Origin of the sequence: Streptomyces sp. NPDC098789 (genome assembly GCF_044759975.1) — a bacterium.
GTDB lineage: Bacteria > Actinomycetota > Actinomycetes > Streptomycetales > Streptomycetaceae > Streptomyces.
In genome coordinates, this window is the sequence record NZ_JBIWAJ010000021.1 from 13,712 (window position 1) to 31,296 (window position 17,585).

General features: G+C 71.7%; 17 protein-coding genes. 4 read left to right on the plus strand and 13 right to left on the minus strand.

All coding sequences use genetic code 11. The features are described 5' to 3' along the window. The 10 genes from ACIQWR_RS32705 to ACIQWR_RS32750 all read right to left on the minus strand — a co-directional run bounded on the left by ACIQWR_RS32705 (position 1) and on the right by ACIQWR_RS32750 (position 9,633). Positions 1-753: an N-(5'-phosphoribosyl)anthranilate isomerase gene (locus tag ACIQWR_RS32705; RefSeq protein ID WP_404017102.1), complete on the minus strand. Its 753-nt coding sequence runs from the start codon at positions 751-753 to the stop codon at positions 1-3. Next, positions 750-1,895, minus strand: coding sequence for an acyl-CoA dehydrogenase family protein (locus ACIQWR_RS32710; protein ID WP_404017105.1), 1,146 nt, complete (start codon positions 1,893-1,895; stop codon positions 750-752). The genes ACIQWR_RS32705 and ACIQWR_RS32710 overlap by 4 nt, the downstream gene beginning before the upstream one ends. A gap of 91 nt (positions 1,896-1,986) precedes the next feature. Then, positions 1,987-2,361, minus strand: coding sequence for an ectoine synthase (locus ACIQWR_RS32715; protein WP_330335463.1), 375 nt, complete (start codon positions 2,359-2,361; stop codon positions 1,987-1,989). Between the two features lie 117 nt (positions 2,362-2,478). Further along, positions 2,479-3,312, minus strand: a complete 834-nt coding sequence (gene trpA / locus ACIQWR_RS32720) for a tryptophan synthase subunit alpha (RefSeq protein WP_404017109.1) — start codon at positions 3,310-3,312, stop codon at positions 2,479-2,481. Continuing rightward, positions 3,305-4,360 carry a hypothetical protein gene (locus tag ACIQWR_RS32725; RefSeq protein ID WP_404017112.1) on the minus strand — a complete coding sequence of 352 codons (1,056 nt, stop codon included), beginning with the start codon at positions 4,358-4,360 and terminating at the stop codon, positions 3,305-3,307. The genes trpA and ACIQWR_RS32725 overlap by 8 nt, the downstream gene beginning before the upstream one ends. A 37-nt stretch (positions 4,361-4,397) precedes the next feature. Further along, complete coding sequence (locus tag ACIQWR_RS32730; RefSeq protein ID WP_330335466.1) at positions 4,398-4,649, minus strand: phosphopantetheine-binding protein; 252 nt, start codon at positions 4,647-4,649, stop codon at positions 4,398-4,400. Beyond that, positions 4,646-6,238, minus strand: coding sequence for an AMP-binding protein (locus ACIQWR_RS32735; protein WP_404017115.1), 1,593 nt, complete (start codon positions 6,236-6,238; stop codon positions 4,646-4,648). Before ACIQWR_RS32735 ends, ACIQWR_RS32730 begins: the two co-directional genes overlap by 4 nt. Beyond that, entirely contained in the window at positions 6,235-7,119 is an 885-nt protein-coding gene (locus ACIQWR_RS32740) for a MaoC/PaaZ C-terminal domain-containing protein (RefSeq protein ID WP_404017118.1), read from the minus strand. The genes ACIQWR_RS32735 and ACIQWR_RS32740 overlap by 4 nt, the downstream gene beginning before the upstream one ends. Continuing rightward, entirely contained in the window at positions 7,116-8,369 is a 1,254-nt protein-coding gene (locus ACIQWR_RS32745) for a beta-ketoacyl-[acyl-carrier-protein] synthase family protein (RefSeq protein WP_385776410.1), read from the minus strand. The genes ACIQWR_RS32740 and ACIQWR_RS32745 overlap by 4 nt, the downstream gene beginning before the upstream one ends. A gap of 52 nt (positions 8,370-8,421) precedes the next feature. Further along, the gene (locus tag ACIQWR_RS32750; protein WP_399268037.1) at positions 8,422-9,633 is read right to left on the minus strand and encodes an aminotransferase class I/II-fold pyridoxal phosphate-dependent enzyme; all 1,212 of its coding nucleotides are present in this window, start codon (positions 9,631-9,633) and stop codon (positions 8,422-8,424) included. A 372-nt stretch (positions 9,634-10,005) separates the two neighbouring features. On the opposite strand from ACIQWR_RS32750, the gene ACIQWR_RS32755 reads away from it, so the two are divergent. Then, positions 10,006-10,968: a BTAD domain-containing putative transcriptional regulator gene (locus ACIQWR_RS32755; RefSeq protein ID WP_404017122.1), complete on the plus strand. Its 963-nt coding sequence runs from the start codon at positions 10,006-10,008 to the stop codon at positions 10,966-10,968. 215 nt (positions 10,969-11,183) lie between these two features. On the opposite strand, the gene ACIQWR_RS32760 is transcribed toward ACIQWR_RS32755, so the two are convergent. From ACIQWR_RS32760 to ACIQWR_RS32770, 3 genes are read right to left on the minus strand one after another with little or no spacing between them, the layout of a single operon-like run. Next, positions 11,184-11,936: an SDR family NAD(P)-dependent oxidoreductase gene (locus tag ACIQWR_RS32760; RefSeq protein ID WP_399268033.1), complete on the minus strand. Its 753-nt coding sequence runs from the start codon at positions 11,934-11,936 to the stop codon at positions 11,184-11,186. Then, on the minus strand, positions 11,933-12,919 hold the full coding sequence (locus ACIQWR_RS32765) for a 3-oxoacyl-ACP synthase III family protein (RefSeq protein ID WP_399268031.1): 987 nt from the start codon (positions 12,917-12,919) through the stop codon (positions 11,933-11,935). Before ACIQWR_RS32765 ends, ACIQWR_RS32760 begins: the two co-directional genes overlap by 4 nt. Before the next feature lie 20 nt (positions 12,920-12,939). Further along, positions 12,940-13,194 (minus strand): hypothetical protein, encoded by a 255-nt coding sequence (locus tag ACIQWR_RS32770; RefSeq protein WP_351050936.1) that lies wholly within the window; start codon positions 13,192-13,194, stop codon positions 12,940-12,942. A gap of 314 nt (positions 13,195-13,508) precedes the next feature. Between ACIQWR_RS32770 and ACIQWR_RS32775 the strand changes: the two genes are divergently transcribed. From ACIQWR_RS32775 to ACIQWR_RS32785, 3 genes are read left to right on the plus strand one after another with little or no spacing between them, the layout of a single operon-like run. Further along, positions 13,509-14,405 (plus strand): class I SAM-dependent methyltransferase, encoded by an 897-nt coding sequence (locus ACIQWR_RS32775; protein ID WP_385776400.1) that lies wholly within the window; start codon positions 13,509-13,511, stop codon positions 14,403-14,405. A gap of 9 nt (positions 14,406-14,414) precedes the next feature. Continuing rightward, the gene (locus tag ACIQWR_RS32780; RefSeq protein WP_404017126.1) at positions 14,415-15,977 is read left to right on the plus strand and encodes a flavin-containing monooxygenase; all 1,563 of its coding nucleotides are present in this window, start codon (positions 14,415-14,417) and stop codon (positions 15,975-15,977) included. Positions 15,978-15,990: 13 nt separating this feature from the next. After that, complete coding sequence (locus tag ACIQWR_RS32785; protein WP_404017129.1) at positions 15,991-17,517, plus strand: FAD-binding protein; 1,527 nt, start codon at positions 15,991-15,993, stop codon at positions 17,515-17,517. Positions 17,518-17,585: the final 68 nt, after the last annotated feature.

Sequence of the window (17,585 nt, forward strand, 5' to 3'; positions counted from 1 at the left end):
TCAAGGGGAGGAGGTGAGGCCGGGAGGGGTGCGCCAGGCGCGGGCCAGGGCTGCGATCTCGGGGATCCCGAAGGACCCGGTGGTCCGGTCGCGGGCCGCGGTGTCCACGTCGATCCCGCGGAAGCCGGGGTGGCGCACGACCTCGTCGTAGGCGGGCCGGTTGGCCGGGTCGAGGCCGCCGGCCAGCAGGAACGGGCGGGTGAGGCGGGGCAGCAGGGCCAGTACGTCGGCCGGGTCGAGGGTGCGGCCGGTGGAGCCGATCCGGCCGTCCTCGGTGGCGGTGTCGAGGAGGAAGAGGTCCGTCCCGGCGCGTTCGTAGGCCCCGATGAGCGGGCGCTCGACGCAGCCGCCGCCGCCCGGGGTCACGTGGAGCACCTTGACGATGCCGACCTCCGCCGGGAGCGCGTCGCGCAGCGCCCGTACGACGGCGGGCGGTTGGTAGGCGTGGAGCTGGATCCAGCCGACCCCCGTGCGGCGGGTCAGCTCCGTCAGTTCCCCGGTGTCGGCCAGGAAGGTGACCAGGACCGGCAGGAGGCCGGCCGCCCGGGTCCGCGCCGCGAGGGCCGCGAAGTCGTCCCGGTCCAGCTCGCGGGGGCCGCCGGGTACGCCGTGCCAGAGCCCGACGCAGTCCGCTCCCGCGGCCGCCGCGGCCTCGACGTCCCCCGCCGCCGTGGCTCCGCAGACCTTGAGCAGGGTCCGGGCCAGGGTGGCGGCCGAGGGAGCGGCCGCGGGAGCGACGGCCCCGGTGGTCATTTGCCGAGTCCCAGCATGGAGGCGATGCGGTTGTACTGGATCTCGTTGGTACCGGAGTAGATCGTGCCGCCCACGGCGTTGCGCACGTCGATCTCCAGCCCGTACTCCGCCATGTAGCCGTGGCCGCCGAAGACCTGCACGGCGGTGAGGCTGGTGGCGAGGTTGCTCTCGCTGGTGACGAGCTTGGAGATGGCGAGGTCGACGGTGATGTTCTCGCCCGCCTCCAGCTTCTCGCCCGTGTCGTAGAGCCACTTGCGGGCGGTCTCCAGCTGGATCTTCGTGTCGACGATCTTGTTGGCGATCGACTGGTACGAGCCGATCGACTTGCCGAACGACCTGCGCGTCTTCGCGTATTCGACGCACCGGTCGAGGCGGTGTTGCATCTCGCCGACGTTGACGATGAAGGAGTAGAGGATCTCCCGCTTCATGACGTGGTCCAGGACCATGAACCCGCCGCCGACCCGGCCGAGGACCGCGGTCCTGGGGACGCGCACGTCGTCGAAGAAGAGCTCGCAGAGCGGCGAGGTCCGCAGCCCCATCTTCTTGAGCGGTTTGCCCGCGGTGATCCCGGGGGTGTTCCGGTCCACCAGGAACGCGGTGGTGCCCAGCGGTCCGCCGTCCGGATGGGTGCGGGCGTAGACCACGATCACGTCCGCGACGGGGCCGTTGCTGACGAAGACCTTGCTGCCGTTGATGACGAAGTCGTCGCCGTCCCGGACCGCCCGCGTGGTCATCGCCATGGCGTCCGAGCCGCCCTCGGCCTCGGTGATGGCGTGGGCGCCGATCGCCTCGCCCGAGGCGATCAGGGGCAGGTACCGCTCCTTCTGCTCGGGGGTCCCGAACTGCTGGACGGGGACTCCGGTCGAGCAGATCGAGGTGGTGACGGAGAAGCTGAGACCGGAGTCCCGGTTGTACTCGCCGAGCCCCTCCAGCACGTACATGGTGGTGAGGACCGACTGGCCGAGGCCGCCGTACTGCTCGTCGAAGGGCAGCGAGAGGATCCCGGTCTTCTGGACGAGCTTCCACTTGTCGTCCGAGAAGGCGGACTTCTCGTCGAGCTCGATGTGGTCCGCGCTGAGGGCGTCTCCCCATCGTTCCAGGCCCTCGCGCAGGTCTGCCTGGTCGGAATTCCAACGGATCACGACGGACCCCTTTGACTAGTGGTGTGTCTGCGGGTGCCGGGCCGCCCGGGTCTGTCGGGGACAGGTGGTCCCCGGGCGGCCCGCGGGCGGTTCAGTAGGCCGAGGAGCTGTGGGCGTCGAGGTTGTGCACCTCGTTGCCGCGCAGGGCGGGCGAGAAGACGCAGACCAGGCGCAGGTCCTCGTCGGGGCTGGCGACCAGGAAGTGGGCGTCGTGCTGGTCGAGCGCGTACATCCGGCCGGGGACGATCTCGTGCGAGGTGCCGTCGAGCTCGATGACCTCGCCGGAGCCGGCGATGCAGTAGCACGCCTCCAGGTGGTTGACGTACTCCAGGCGGGACTTGGTGCCGGCCAGCACGACCGTGTCGGTCAGCGTGTAGCCGAGGCCGTCCTCGGCCAGGAGGAAGCGGCGGCTCAGGCCGTTGCCCCACTCGACGGTCTTCACGGACTCGATGTCACGAACGATCATGGCGAACTCCTGAGGTGTGAGGGCGAGCGGAGGGGGACGGTGCGGGCGGTACGGGCGGTACGAGTGGTACGAGCCGTACGGGCGTGCAGGTCAGGCGGGTCAGGCGGGTCGGAAAGGTCAGGTGGTCGGCAGGACCGAGCGGACGAACTCGCGGAAGGCCGTGGGCACGTCGCGCCCGTCCTGCTGGGCCCGTTCCACGGCGGCCACAGCGGCCGAGCCGATGATCGCGGCGTCGGCGCCACTGGCCCCGACGGCCGCCACGTCCTGGCGGGTGTTGACCCCGAAGCCGACGGCGATCGGGGCTTCGGTGTGCGCCCGCAGTGCGGTCACGGTGTGGGCGAGCGCGGCGTGCCCGGTGGCGGGGGCCGTGCCGCTGCGCCCGTAGTGGGCGACGAGGTAGAGGTAGGCCGAGGCGGCGGCCGCCGCCTGCGCCCGGGTGTCGGCGGGGCTCTGCGTGTAGCAGGTGGTCACCACCGGGAGTCCGGCCGCGGCGGCCGACTCCAGGTGCTCCGCACGGAGCCGGGGCGGCAGGGCGTGGACGAGGAGTCCGTCCGCGCCCGACGCGGCGATCTCTCGGGTGACGGCGCCGAGGTCGCGGTCCCCGAGGGAGTACCTCCAGTCGGTGAGCAGGGCGATCCGGGTGTGGTTCAGCCGCGGCCGTACGTCCGCCACGAAGGCGAGTACGTCGTCCAGGGCCGCCCCGCCCCGCTCCAGCGCCCGGCGCGCGGAGCGCCGGATGACGGGGCCGTCGGTGACCGAGTCCGGGAAGGGCACGGCCAGTTCGAGGCAGTCCACGCCCTCCTCGTCCAGCATCAGGACGAGGTCGCGCAGGACCGGGAGCGGCGGGTCGCCCGCGTTGAGGAAGAGGGCGAGCCCGGGGGCGCCGTCGGGGGTCCGGCGCCCCGGGAAGAAGGGCGCGGGAAGCAGCGCGGGAGGCGTGGTCTCAGGCACGGGACACCGCCCGGGTGCGCTGCGCCGGAGCCGGCTTGGGGGCCGCGGCCATCCGCTCGGCCAGCTCCCGGGCGGCGCCCGAGAGGATCGCGCCCTGGGCCAGGGCGACCGCGGAGGGCCAGTCGCGGCGGGTGCCCTCGGCCACCAGCAGGGCCGCGGCCCCGAGGGCGACCGTACGGCTGGCCACCGCCCCCGCCGTGCCGGAGAGCACGGAGAGGAAGTGCGAGACGGCGTCGGCCGGGTCGGCCACCGGCCGTAGGTCCCCGAAGGAGCCGTCGCCCGGGGCGAGTTCGCCGGGCCTGATGATCCGGGTCATGGCACGCTCCCCGTAGACGGTGTTGGTGGCGAAGGGCAGCAGCTCGTCCGCCCCGGTGTCGTTCGCGGTGAGCCAGATCCGCCGGGTGAGGGTGGACGCGGCCAGCCGGCGCAGGGTCTCCAGCGGTGCGGCGGCGGAGACCCCGGTGATCTGGGCGGCCACCGGGAGGTCGGCGAGGAAGGGCCCCAGCGCGTTCAGGAAGCGCCCGAAGGGCTTCATGCTCAGCGGGGCCACGGTGCGCGCCAGCCGGGTCAGCTGCGCCGGGTAGACGAAGGGCCCGGCGAAGGCGATCCCGTACTCGGCGAGGGTGTCCTCGGTCTGGGCGTAGGAGGAGGTGAGGCGGACCCCGAGCCGTTCCAGCAGGTCGACGGAGCCGAGCGAGCTGGTGTAGGCGCGGGAGCCGGTCTTGACCACCTTCACCCCGGCCGCCGCGGCGACGAAGGCCGAGGCGGTGGAGATGTTGAAGGTCCGGGGGCCGCCGCCGGTCCCGACGACGTTGACGGTGCCCTCCCAGGGGCCCGTCACCGTCGTCGGCGGACGGCGCTCGGCGAGCGAGTCGAGCAGGTGGCGCAGGGTGTCGTGGTCGGGGAGCCGGCTGGTCAGCGAGGCCAGCAGGCCGACGACCTGCGCGGTGTCGAGGCCGCCTTCGGCCAGCTGGTCCCACCAGGAACCCCAGGTCTCGCGCCCGATCGGTGCCTGCTGTTCCAGCAGGCCGGTGAGTGCCTCGTGCACGGTCGCTCCCCCTCCCTCATCCTTCTCGGTGGTTGGCTCAGGCCGCCGCGCGGGCGTCGGCGATGAAGTGGTCGATCGCCTCCACGCTGCGGAAGTTGTTCGGGTCGAGGTCGGCGTCGCCGACCGCCAGCTCGAAGCGGTCCTCGACCCAGGCGATCAGCTTGAGGACGCCGAGGCTGTCGATGACCCCGTCGTTGAGGAGGTCGTGGTCGACGGCCAGCTCGGTGGGGGCGGTGCCCGGGAGGAACTCGGTGATGACGAAGTTCTTGATGGTGTCGACGTTGCTCATGACGGGATTCCTTCGGCGAGAGGGGCGGCGACGGCCTCGGTGACGGGTGTGACCGGGGTGACGGCGTTGGCGGGAGTGATGGGGGTGAGGCGGTCGAGCGCCTTGCGGTCGACCTTTCCGGTGGCCGTCTTCGGCAGTGGCTCGTCGGTGAGCGTGAGCTGCGTCGGGACGGCGTTCCTGGGCAGGTGCCGGGCGCAGTGCGCGCGCAGGGCGAGGACGCCGAGGGTGGATCCGGGGACCCGCTGGACCGCGGCGACGAGCTTCTTGCCCGCGATCGGGTCGGGCAGGGCGCTCACGCCCACTTCCTGGACCTCGGGGTGTTCCTGGAGGACCCGCTCGATCTCGGCGGTGTTGACGGCGACCCCGCGCACCTTGACCTGGAAGTCGGTGCGTCCGGTCAGGTGCAGGGTGCCCTCGGCGTCGCGCCGTACGAGGTCTCCGCTGCGGAACCAGCGGCGGTCGTCCAGGCCGAGCGGGTGGCCGGTGAACTTGTCGGCGTGCCGGGTGCGGTCGAGGTAGCCGCGGGTCTGGAAGGGGGTGGAGACGTACAGCTCCCCGCTTCCGGCGCCTTCGACGACCGCGCCGGTGACCGGGTCCAGGACCAGGGCGTGCACCCCGGGGAGCGGGCGGCCGATGGGGACGGGCGGGAAGGGAGCGGCGGACGTGTCGATCTCGTGGATGAAGCTGTCGTTGGTCTCGGTGCACCCGTAGATGTTGTGGATGCGGGCCTTGGGGAAGAGCGTCGGCAGGGCGGCCAGGGTGCGGTCCGCGATGGCGTCGCCGGTGAACATCACGTGCTCGACGGTCTCGAAGGTGAAGCCCGTCTTGGCGGCCGCGTCCTGGAGCAGTCCGAAGGCCATGGGCACGGCCTGTACGACGTGCACCTCGTGCCGGTCGACCAGGTCGCGCAGGTGGCGGCCGTGGGCGGCGAGGGCGGGGTCGACCAGGACGGCCCTGGCGCCGCGGGCCAGCGTGGTCCACACGTCCAGCAGGCACAGGTCGAAGTTGAGGGGGGCGTAGTTGAGGACGGTCCGGTCGGGGCCGATCTCGAAGGCGGCGCCGGCCCAGGCGACGAACCGGTCCACCTCGTCCCGGCCCAGCGGGACGATCTTCGGCAGGCTGGTGGAGCCGGAGGTGGTGAGCATGAAGGCCACCTCGGCGGCCTCCTGCGGGGGCAGCGGCTGGGCCGCCACGTCCGGGTTGGGGACCACCCGGGCGGCCTCCCCGCCGGGGGCGAGGACGTGGCGGCACCCGGCCTGGGCGAAGAGGTCGGCGAGCAGGGTGTCCGCGAGGGCCGGGGACGGCAGCATCACCGGGCGGCGGGCCAGCAGGGCGGCCAGCACGAGGGCGACGGTGGCCGGGGACTTGTCGGCGAGGACGCCGACCGGCTCGCCGGGGGCGAGGGCGAGGCGCGCGAGGCGGTCGCGTTCGCGGCCGGCGAGGTCGTACAGCTCGCGGTAGGTGGTCTCGGCCCCGTTGAAGACGAGGGCGGTGGCGTGCGGCCGGTCGTGGACCTGGGTCAGGAATCCGGCGACGAGGCCGGGGGCGGGGCTGTGCTGATTGCTCGCGGGGCTGTGCTGGCTGCTCACGGCAGGTCACCTCCTTCAGGTACCGGCGGCGCGGCCGGGTTCGGCCCCGCGATCTCGACCCAGCCGCTCTTGACGGCCGCGCCCGTGGGGGTCTTGCAGGTGAAGCGGACGACCCGGGCCTCGGCGTCGGGCTGCAGGACGATGTCCAGCGGGACGCCGGGGGGCACGGGGGCCGAGAAGCGGCAGCCGAGGCCGCGCACCCGGCTCGCGTCGCCGTCGGCGAAGCGGTCCACGGCCTCCTCGACGGCGAGGGCGACCACGCTCATGCCGTGGGCGATGACCGTGTCGAAGCCGGCCGCGCGGGCGGCTTCCGGGTCGAGGTGGATGGGGTTGAGGTCGCCGGAGGCGTGGGCGTAGGTACGGATCCGGTCGGTGGTCAGTTCGTGCGTCACGGTCTGCGGCGGGCCCGCGCCGAGCGGGGTGGGGGCCGGGGAGCCGCCGGCGATGTCGCCGAAGGGCTCCAGCAGGGTGGCGCCCACCAGCAGGGCGGAGATGACCAGTTCGGCGAAGGGCTCCGGTCCGGTCCGCCCCTCGCCCTGCCCGGTCAGCCGGACCCGCAGGGCGATCCGGGCGCCGCGCGCCTCCTTGCGGATCCCGAGGACCTCCAGCCGTACGGTGACCTCCTCGCCGGGGCGGACCGGGCGCAGGACGCGGATGTCCTGGCCGAGGTGGACCACGGAGACCGGGCCCGGTTCGGCGGCGGTCAGCTCCGCCACGGTCTGTTCGGCGACGGTGTGGGCGAGGACGAAGGGGTGGACGGGCGAGGACTGTCCGGGGGCCGCGGGGGCCAGGCCCGGGCGGGCGGCGGCCCGGTAGCCGGTGACGTCGGCCTCGGTGACGGTCAGGGTCCGCACGGGGGCGGGCAGGGCGAGGAGCGTCATACCGGCGTCACCACCACGGAGGAGTTGTGGCCGCCGAACCCGAAGGAGTTCGTGATCGCGGGCCCCGACGGGACGGCGCGGGGCGCGCCGTGGACGACGTCGATGTCCATTCCAGGCTCCAACTGTTCGAGGTTGGCGGTGGGCGGCACCTCGCGGTGCCGCATGGCCTGCACGGTGGCGATGAGTTCGACGGCGCCCGCGGCGCCGATGAGGTGGCCGATGACGGACTTGGGCGCGGTGACGGGGGGCTGCGCGGTGCCGAACACCTTGGTCAGGGCGGCGGCCTCGGAGCGGTCGTTGTAGGGGGTGGAGGTGCCGTGCGCGTTGACGTGCACGATGTCGGTGGGGTCGAGGCCCGCGTCGGCGATGGCCCCGGCCATGGCGGCGGCGGCTCCGGCGCCGTCGGGCAGCGGCATCGCCAGGTGGTGGGCGTCGGCGGTGGCGGCGTACCCGGCCACCAGCCCGTACGTCCTCGCCCCGCGGGCCCGGGCGTCGTCGAGGCGTTCCAGGACGACGAAGCCGGCGCCCTCCCCCATCACGAAGCCGTCGCGGTCCACGTCGAAGGGGCGCGAGGCGTGCTCGGGGTCGTCGTTGCGCAGCGAGACGGCGTTGAGGTTGCCGAAGCCGGCCAGGGTGACCGGGGTGAGCGTGTGCTCGCAGCCCCCGGCGATGACGAGGTCGGCGCGGCCGGTCTGGAGCAGCATCAGGGCGTGGCCGATGGCGTCGGCGCCGCTGGCGCAGGTGTTGGCGACGGTGAGGGCGGGGCCGGTCCAGCCGAGCCGGATGGCGATCTGGGCGGCCGCCGCGTTGGGCATGGTCATCAGGGGCATGAGCGGGTTGACCCGGGCCGGGCCGGCCTCGGTGTAGTGGGCGGATTCCAGGTCGCTGGTGGCACGGCCGCCGACGGCATTGCCGACGACGATGGCGGTGCGGCCGGCCTCGGCGGTGGGTGATCCGGCGTCGCGGTGGGCGGCGAGGGCGGCGACCGTGCCGTAGTGGGCGAAGGGGTCCATCCGGCGGGCTTCCTTGGCGGGGACCAGCCCCGCCAGCTCCTCCAGGCCGCGGACGCGGCAGCCGATGCGGACCCGGTGGCGGCTGAGGTCGAAGTGGGTCAGCTCGGCCGCGGTGGACCGGCCGGTCCGCAGCGTGCTCCACAACTCGTCCGGGGTGCACCCGCCGGGGGTGACCACGCCCATGCCGGTGATGGCGACGGGCGGCTGCGCCGAACTGCCCCTGGACGATCCAGGCATGTCTCTCCTCGGTGGCGTGGGGACGGAAGGGGTGGGGGTGGTCCGAGGCGGGTCAGATGATCCGGCACTCGCGGGCGGACTTGATGAAGGCCTCGGCCGCGAAGTCGATGTCCGCCTTGGTGTGGGCGGCGGTGATGGCGATCCGCAGCCGGGCCAGGTCGTTGGGGACCGCCGGGGTGACCACGGGGAGCCCGATGACCCCGTTCTTGCGGCAGGTGGTCGCGTAGTCGTAGGCGGCCTCGTCGGATCCGGCGATGATCGGGACGACGGCGGTCTCGCTGTCGACGGTGCTCATCCCCGCGTCGTGCAGCATGCCGCGGAAGCGCGCCGACTCCTGCTGGATGAACTCGACCCGCTCCGGCTCGCGTTGGAGCACCCGCAGGGACTCCAGCGCGGCCGCGGCCTGGGCCGGCCCGAGGGCGGCGGAGAAGAGGAAGGGGCGGGCGGCGTACTTCAGGTGGTGGACGAGTTCGGCGGAGCCCGCGACCCAACCGCCCATGGAGGGGATGGCCTTGGAGAGGGTGCCGAGCTTGATGTCGACCTTCACCTCGTAGTCGAAGTGCTCCTCGATGCCCTTGCCGGTGGCGCCGATGACACCGAGCGCGTGGGCCTCGTCGACCATCAGCAGCGCGTTGTGGGCGTCGCAGACCTTGCGCAGCTCCACGAGGGGGGCGATGTCGCCGTCCATGGAATAGACGCTGTCGACGATGACCAGGCGGACCCCGGTGTCGGGGGCGGCGGCCAGGCGGCGCTCCAGGTGCGCCACGTCGTTGTGGCGGAAGCGGGTGACGGTGGCTCCGGAGAGCTTGCAGCCGTCGACGATGCTGGCGTGGTCGTACTTGTCGATGAAGACGGTGTCGCCGGGGCCGACGATGGCGCCGACGGTGCCGACGTTGGCCGCGTAGCCGGAGCCGAAGACGAGGGCCTTCTCGCGGCCGGCGAACCGGGCGACCTCCACCTCCAGTTCCTCGTGCAGAGGGGTGGAGCCGGCCAGGGCGCGGACCCCGTGGTTGCCGGTGCCGTAGCGGTCCACGGCGGCCTTGGCGGCCGAAACCACCCGCTCGTCCCCGGCGAGGCCGAGGTAGCTGTAGCCGGACATCATCAGCAGCCGCTGGCCGTCCTGGTCCGCGTAGGCCGAGTCCCGCTCCACCGTGTAGGCGACGAAGCTGTTCTTGCGGTTGGGCTCGTACTCCAGCGACGCTACGCGGTCCCTGAAGTACGCCAGCTTCGGCTCCAGACGGTCCCAGGCGGCGGATGCGTTCACGTTCTTCTCCTCGTCGTGATCGTCCGGCGGACCCGGAACTCCATCGGTGCCCCGCCGTTCTTCCGGCTGGGCTCTAGTGCAATTCCATTAACCCGCGACGGCGCAATGGCGACGCAACAGCGTTATGCGAGCCGGGCGTTAGTCTCGCGCGAGCGGCGCTCCAGCCGTTTCGCGGGCGGGATTCCAGTACTCCGCCAGTGGGTCTCGAATTCCCGGGCCCGGAGCTTCCACCCCACTTCGACCTGGCATTTCATTCGCGAAGGAATGTTTGCCGGGCTCTGTTGACACACGGAGAAGGCCCGCAGGTATCTTCAGAACCGCACGCGAACCAGGGGGACACGGCCGGAAGTCGACCGTTTCGGAGAGTGCATAGTGCTGATCAGACTCGTAGGTCTCGTCACGATCGAGCCGGACGGAGCCCCACCGCAGCACCTCTCCAGCGCCCAGGCGCAGGTGGCGTTCGCCCGGCTCCTCCTCGAACGGACGGGAGGCACCGAGCGTGACCAACTGGCCGAGACCGTATGGCCGGAGGGGCTGCCCGACACCTGGGCCTCGGCGCTGCGCAGCGTCGTGAGCCGGGTACGGACCTTCGTCACCACCCCGCAGGACCAGCCCGGTGTGACGCCCCTGATCGCGCAGGGCGGCCGGTACGTCCTGCGCATACCGCAGGACGCCGCCGTGGACGTGGAGTGCGCGGAGACGGCGGTGGCGGAGGCGGCCGAGGCGTACGCGGAGGGGGCCTACGCGGTGGCCCAGCAGCTCGCCGCGGGGGCCGTCTCGAACCTGCGCGGCTCGTTCCTGCCCTCGCACGAGGGGGACTGGGTCAACGCGGTGCGCGAGCAGCTGGAGGAGCTGCGGCTCAAGGCGCTGGAGACGGCCAGCCTGTCCTCGTCGGCGCTGGGCGACCAGCACCACGCCCTGCGGTACGCCGAGGAGGCGGTGCGGCGGGCTCCGTTCCGCGAGAGCGCGTACCGCTGCCGGATGGCGGCGCACACCCGGGCGGGCAACCGCGCGGAGGCGCTGCGCAGCTACCAGCAGCTGCGCGAGGTGCTGGCGGAGGAGCTGGGGATAGACCCGGCGCCGGAGACGGAGGCGGCCTACCTGGATCTGCTGCGCACGCCGGAGCCGCGGCCCGCGGCGCGGCCGTTCGCGGTCCTGGACCCCTTCCTGATGGGCATGTTCGAGGTGGACCGGGCGGCGGGCCCGCAGCCGTGCTCCCTCTCGGACCACGGCTGCGTGACGCACCCGACGTCGGCGGCCGGGCCGTCCGCGCCAGCCGCGCCGTCGGCGTCAGCGTCAGCGTCAGCGTCGACGGTGACGAGCCCGGCGGCCTAGCCGGGGCACGTCCGTGGGCACCCGCGGGGGTCTCCCCCACGGGTGCCCACGGCTGCCCCCGGGTCCTCACGCTGCCCCGGCCCCCCACGACCGACCGCCACGAGGGAACGCCGAACGGCCCCGGCCTCCCTGGGGGGCGGGGGCCGGGGCCGTTCGAGGTGGAGCGGGCTGGAACGGGGTGGAGCAGGGCGCGGCGGGGCGCGGCGGGCGGTGGCTCAGGTGATGGACACACCGCTGTCGATGCTGATGACCTGGCCGGTCATGCAGTCCTGGTCCAGGAACAGACCGGCGCTGCGCGCGACCTCCTCGACCGTCACGAACCGCGGGATGGGGGCCTTGTCCTCCATGCCCTCGATCACCCGGTCCGGGAGGTCCTTCGTCATCCCCGTGATCATGAATCCCGGGGACAGCGCGTTCACGGTGACGCCGCGCCGGCCGCACTCCGACGCGAGCGTGCGGGTGAAGCCGATCAGGCCGGCCTTGGACGCCGAGTACGCCGTCTGCCCGGCCGTCGCGATGATGCCCGACGGGGAGACGATGTTGATCACCCGGCCCCACCGCTGGCGCAGCATGGCCGGGACCGAGGCCCGGGCCGTGTGGAAGGACCCGATCAGGTTGGTCTGGATGACCTGCGCCCAGTCCGTCGGGTTCTGCATCGCCATGAGGCCGTCCTTGCGGATGGCCCCGTTGTTGACGAGCACGTCGACGGGTCCGAGCCCCGCGGAGATCTCCGCGTAGATCCCCTGGACCGTCTCCCACGAGCCGACGTCACCGGTGACCAGGACGGACGGGTTGGTCAGCTTCTCCTGCACCGCCAGCGCCGCGTCGCGCGAGCTGTTGTAGTGCACCGCGACCCGACAGCCCAGGGCGTCCAGCTCCAGCGCCAGCGCCTGGCCGAGGCCGCCCGAGGCGCCGGTGACGAGCGCGACCGGGGACTCGGGCCGCTGGCCCGCACTCTTGTTGCTCATGCTGCCGCACCGCCCCATTCCATCAGGATCGAACCCCATGTCATACCGGCGCCGAACCCGGCCAGCAGGACCTTGTCACCGGCCTTGATCCGGCCCTCGTCGAGGGCCTCCGCCAGCGCGATCGGAATCGAGCCGGAAGCCGTGTTCCCGTACTTCTGGAGGTTGGTGATCAGCGCCTCCTGGCGCAGCCCGGTGTGGGACATGATCGAGTTGATGATCCGGATGTTGGCCTGGTGCGGCACCACGTGGTCCACGTCGGCCGCGTCCACCTTGGCGCTCTCCAGCGTCTCGCGCACCGTGCGGACGGTGTAGCGGACGGCGTTGAGGTAGATCTCGTTGCCGTTGATCTGCGCGTAGTGCAGGCCCGCCGCGACGGTCTCCGCCGTGGTCGGCATCCGGCTGCCGCCCGCGAGCACCTTGAGGGATCCGGTGCACGAGCCGTCGGCGCCCAGGTTCCAGGCCTTCACCCGGTTCTCCGGGCCGGGCACGATGACGACCGCGCCCGCGCCGTCGCCGACGAGGATGGACAGGTCCCGGTCGGCCGGATTGGCCGTCAGGGTGTGGGTGTCGGAGCCGATCAGCAGGATCGGCCGCGGGTCGATCCCGATGAGGGCCATCGCGGAGACGAGTCCGTAGACGAATCCCGCGCACTCCGAGTTGACGTCGTGCGCGCTCCCGGCGATCCCGAGTTCGTGGTGGACGAACGCGGAGGTCGCCGGGGACGGCTGTTCGGGCGTCGCCGTGGCGACGATGAGGTGGGCGATGTCGGCGCCGGTGAGGCCCGCCTTGTCCAGGGCGCGCCGGCCGGCCTCGACGGCCAGGGAGACGGTCGTCTGCCCCGGGTCGACCGCCCGCCGCTCACGGATGCCGCAGCGGCTGACGACCCAGTGCTCGTCCACGCCGAAGCGTTCCGCGAGTTCCGCACTGGTGACGACGCGCTCGGGTACGGAGATGCCCCACCCGGTGATGTCGAAGCCGGTCACGTGGTTCCCCTCGTCCCTTGTTACGCCTGCGCCGGGACGAGCTCGACGATCTTCGCGTAGACATCGCGCAGCGTCGTCGTGTCGTCGAGGTCCGCGAAGAGCGACTCGTCGGCCGGGATGTGCGGGTAGGTGGTCTGGAATCCGTACAGCCACTCCATCAGGTCCAGCGAGTCGACGTCCGCGATGTGCTGGAGCGGGGCGTCGGGGCTGACCTCTGCGGCACCCGAAACGGCCTCGAGCTGGCTCGCCAGTTCTTCGATGGTGGGCAGCGACATGGGGTCGGTCCTCTCTCGGCAGTGCAACTCGGCAGTGCGTCGGTGTTTTCGACAGCGATGAAAACCCCGGGCCCGCAAGGAAGGCGCAACACGGCTTTCCGGCTCCGCCTTCCCAGCCCCTCCCCAGCCCCTCCCCAGCCTCTCCCCGGCCCCTTCCCGCCGCCTTCCCACCCCCTTCTTCCAGCGGATTCTGACCGTGTTGCGCACGCCTTGCGCGTCATCGGGTTTCCTCGGACGCGAATTCAGATCGGACGGCCCCGCCGGACAGCCAGGGCCCCGCCGGACAGCCCCGGACAGCCAGGAATGAGGATCAGATGACAACGGTCGCCCCCAAGTCGGTGGACCCCGAGGTCGATGCGATCAGGCACCACTACGAGGTCAGCAACGATTTCTACCGGCTGCTGCTGGGCCCCACGATGATGTACTCCGGTGGCTACTGGGAGGACGGCGAGGACCTCGTCGCCACCCTCGACGAGGCGCAGGAGCGCAAGCTCGACAAGTTCGCGGAACTGGCGGGCGTCCGCGCCGGCGCCGCCCAGCGCGTGCTGGACATCGGCTGCGGCTGGGGCACCATGCTCAACCGCCTCACCACCGTGCACGGCGCGGAGCAGGCCGTCGGCCTGACCCTGTCGCGCACCCAGGAAGCCTTCATCGACGGGCTGAAGAACCCGCGGATCACCACGCTGGTCGAGAGCTGGGCCGACTACAAGGTCGCCGACGACAGCGAGAAGTACGACGCGGCGTTCTGCATCAACGCGCTGGAGCACTTCGTCTCCTCGGCGCTGCCGCCGAAGGAGCGCACCAAGCGCTACCGGTACTTCTTCCAGCAGGTCGCGAACACCCTGAAGCCGGGTGCGAAGTTCGTGCTGCACACCATGACGGCCGAGGCGCTGCCGATGAACCGCGCGCTGCTGGACGACCTGAAGTTCCTGCAGCGGTCCGAGTTCAAGGACTGCCACATCCCGCACCTGCACGAGCTGGCCGCGGGCGCCGAGGGCCTCTTCGAGATCGACGAGATCGTGAACGAGCGCGAGTCCTTCGCGATGGCCTGCCGCGCCTGGCTGGTGCTGCTCGCCGAGCGCCGGGACGAGGCCGTCGCCCTGGAGGGCGAGGAGGTCGTGGCCCGCTTCGAGCGCTACCTCGACATCTTCGCGTACACCCTCGAGGACAAGTTCTTCAACAACTTCCGCGTGACCATCACGCGCCGCTAGGAGGCCGACGTGACGAGCATTCTCGAACCGGCCAAGGACGGCGGAGCCCGCCCGACGACCGAGGCGGCCGCCAAGGGCCGCGGGCCGACCCGCCACCTGCGGGTCGCCGTCATCGGTACCGGGTTCTCGGGCCTGGGTACCGCCGTCCGGCTGCTGCAGTCGGGCATCGACGACTTCCTGGTGTTCGAACGGGCCGATGAGGTCGGTGGCACCTGGCGCGACAACAGCTATCCGGGTTGTGCGTGCGACGTCATGTCCCACCTGTACTCGTTCTCGTTCGCCCGGAACCCGAACTGGAAGTCGACGTTCGCGTCCCGGGACGAGCTGTACGCCTACCTGCGCGACACCGCCGACCGTTTCGGCGTCCGTCCGCACATCCGGTTCCAGCACGAGCTGCTGGCCGCCCGCTGGGACGAGGGCGAGCGGCACTGGAAGATCGAGACCTCGCAGGGCGACTACACCGCGCAGTTCCTGGTGACGGGCACGGGCTACCTCAGCGAGGCGGCCGTGCCGGACATCAAGGGGCTGTCGGACTTCCAGGGCAAGGTCTTCCACTCCTCGCGCTGGGACCACGAGCACGACCTGACCGGCCGGCGCGTCGCCGTCATCGGTACGGGCGCCTCGGCGATCCAGTTCGTGCCGGCGATCCAGCCCGAGGTCGGCCAGCTGGACCTCTACCAGCGCACGCCCGCGTGGATCGGCCCCAAGCCCGACAAGGCCAACAGCGAGCTGCACACCAAGATGCTCCGCTCGCTCCCCGGCTACCAGCAGTTCCGGCGGGGCTTCAACATGTGGGGCCGGGAGATCCTGGCCTTCTTCTGGAAGCGGCCCAAGCTCGCCGAGAAGGTCCAGAAGATGGCGAGCGACCACCTGGAGAAGTCGGTGCCGGACGAGGCGCTGCGCAAGCGCCTGACCCCGGACTACCTGGTGGCCTGCAAGCGGCTGCTGTTCTCCAACACCTGGTACCCGGCGATCCAGCAGCCCAACGTGGAGATCGTCACCGAGGGCATCGCGGAGGTCCGGGCGAACTCCATCGTCGGGACGGACGGCGTCGAGCGCGAGGTCGACACCATCATCCTCGGCACCGGCTTCCGGGCCACCGACCGGCCGGTCGCGCGACAGATCTGGGGCCGCGGCGGCGTCCAGCTGCGCGAGGCGTGGAAGGACGGCATGTCCGCGCACCGCGGCACCACCATCGCGGGCTTCCCGAACCTGTTCATGATGCTGGGCCCGAACACGGCGCTCGGCCACTCCTCGCAGACCGTGATGATCGAGGCGCAGGTCCAGTACGTCGTGGACTCGCTCCAACAGGCGCAGAAGCACGGCCTGTCGAGCATCGAGGTCCGCCAGGAGGCGCAGGACGCCTACAACCTGAAGCTCGACAAGCACCTCGACGGCACCGTGTGGATGTCGGGTGGCTGCAAGAGCTGGTACCTCGACGAGAGCGGCCGCAACACCTCCATCTTCCCGACCTACACCTGGCGCTTCCGCCGGGGCACCAAGCGCCTCGACCTGAGCGAGTACGAGCTCGCATCCCAGGTACGCAGCACCAAGCCGGTACCTCACCAGTAGGAGACGTAGGCAGATGAGCAGCACCCACACAGACGCCGCGGGCAGCGCCGCCCAGCCGTCCCGCCGCCGGGTCCTCGGCGGGATCGCCACCACGGCGGTCGCTGTCGTCGGCTGGAACGCCGTGTCCCAGACCTGGGCCACGGCCGCCGAGGCCGCCGGGAACACCGACGTCGTCCCGGTGCCGGGGCTGGTCGGGACCCTGGAGACGGCGCCCGCGACGGTCGAGGGCTTCGGCCACGACTTCGGGCACCTCTTCGACGGCGCCGCGAGCAAGCCGTGGGCCGTCCTGCGGCCCGCCGGCGTGGACGACATCGTCACGATCGTCAACTACGCCCGGACCCACGGCATCAAGCTCGCCGTGAACGGTCAGGGCGGCACGGGCAACGACATCGAGTCGCACTCGGTGTACGGCCAGGCCCGCGTCCCGGGCGGCATCTCCATCGACGCCAAGGGCATCTCGCGGATCCTGTCGATCGGCTCCGACACCGCGGTGGTCGAGGCCGGTGTGACCTGGGGGCAGCTGACCGACGCGACCCTCAAGGTCGGCAAGACCCCGCCGGCGCTCCCCGACTACCTGTACATCTCGGTCGGCGGAACCATCAGCATCGGCGGGATCGGCGGCACCGTGCAGCGGTACGGCCTGCTGTGCGACACCGTCCAGTCCATCGACATCGTCACCGGTGACGGCAAGCTGGTCACCGCGACGGCGCAGGTGCGACCGGAGCTGTTCAACGCGGCGCTGTCGGGCGGCGGCCAGGTCGGCATCATCGTCCGGGCCACCGTCAAGCTGATCCCGGCGCCGAAGCGCTCGGTCATCTTCAGCCTGTTCTACGCGGACGTGGCGACGTACCTCGCGGACTCGGAGAAGGTCCTGGCCGACGGCCGCTTCCAGGTCCACGCGGGCGAGATGCTGCAGAAGCCGGACGGTTCGGGCTGGCGCTACAAGCTGGAGGTCGGCGCCACCTACAACACGACCCCGCCGGACCGCGCGAAGCTCCTGTGCGACCTGCGGGACGTACGGGCGGACGCGATCATCGAGGACGTGCCGTTCCGGGACTACATGTTCCGGCTCGACGGCTACGAGGCGGTCCTGAAGGAGGGCGGCCACTGGTACACGCCCAAGCCGTGGCTGAGCATGTTCCTCCCCGCGTCGAAGACCAAGCAGTTCATGAAGCGGGTGGAGCAGGAGCTGGACGCGAGCTCGCTGGGCGGCGGGTTCCTGCTCTTCTACCCGTTCTACACCTCGAAGTTGAAGCGGCCGCTGGCGATGATGCCCAACGAGTCCGTGGTCTACCTCTTCGACCTGCTGCGCTTCCCCAACCCGGGCGAGCCCAACATCCAGGGCATGATCGACCAGAACCGCCGGCTGTACGACATCGCGGTGGGCCTGGGCGCCAAGCGCTACCTGGTGGGCTCGATCCCGATGACGAACGCGGACTGGAAGAAGCACTTCGGCAACCGCTGGGCCGGCTTCGTGAACGCCAAGAAGAAGTACGACCCGAACAACATCCTCACCCCCGGTCAGGGCTTCTTCGCCTGACGGCGGGAGTCCTACCGGTAGGGGAGCACCGGCGGCGGGGGCGGGGGCGGGCTCCCCGCCCCCGCCGT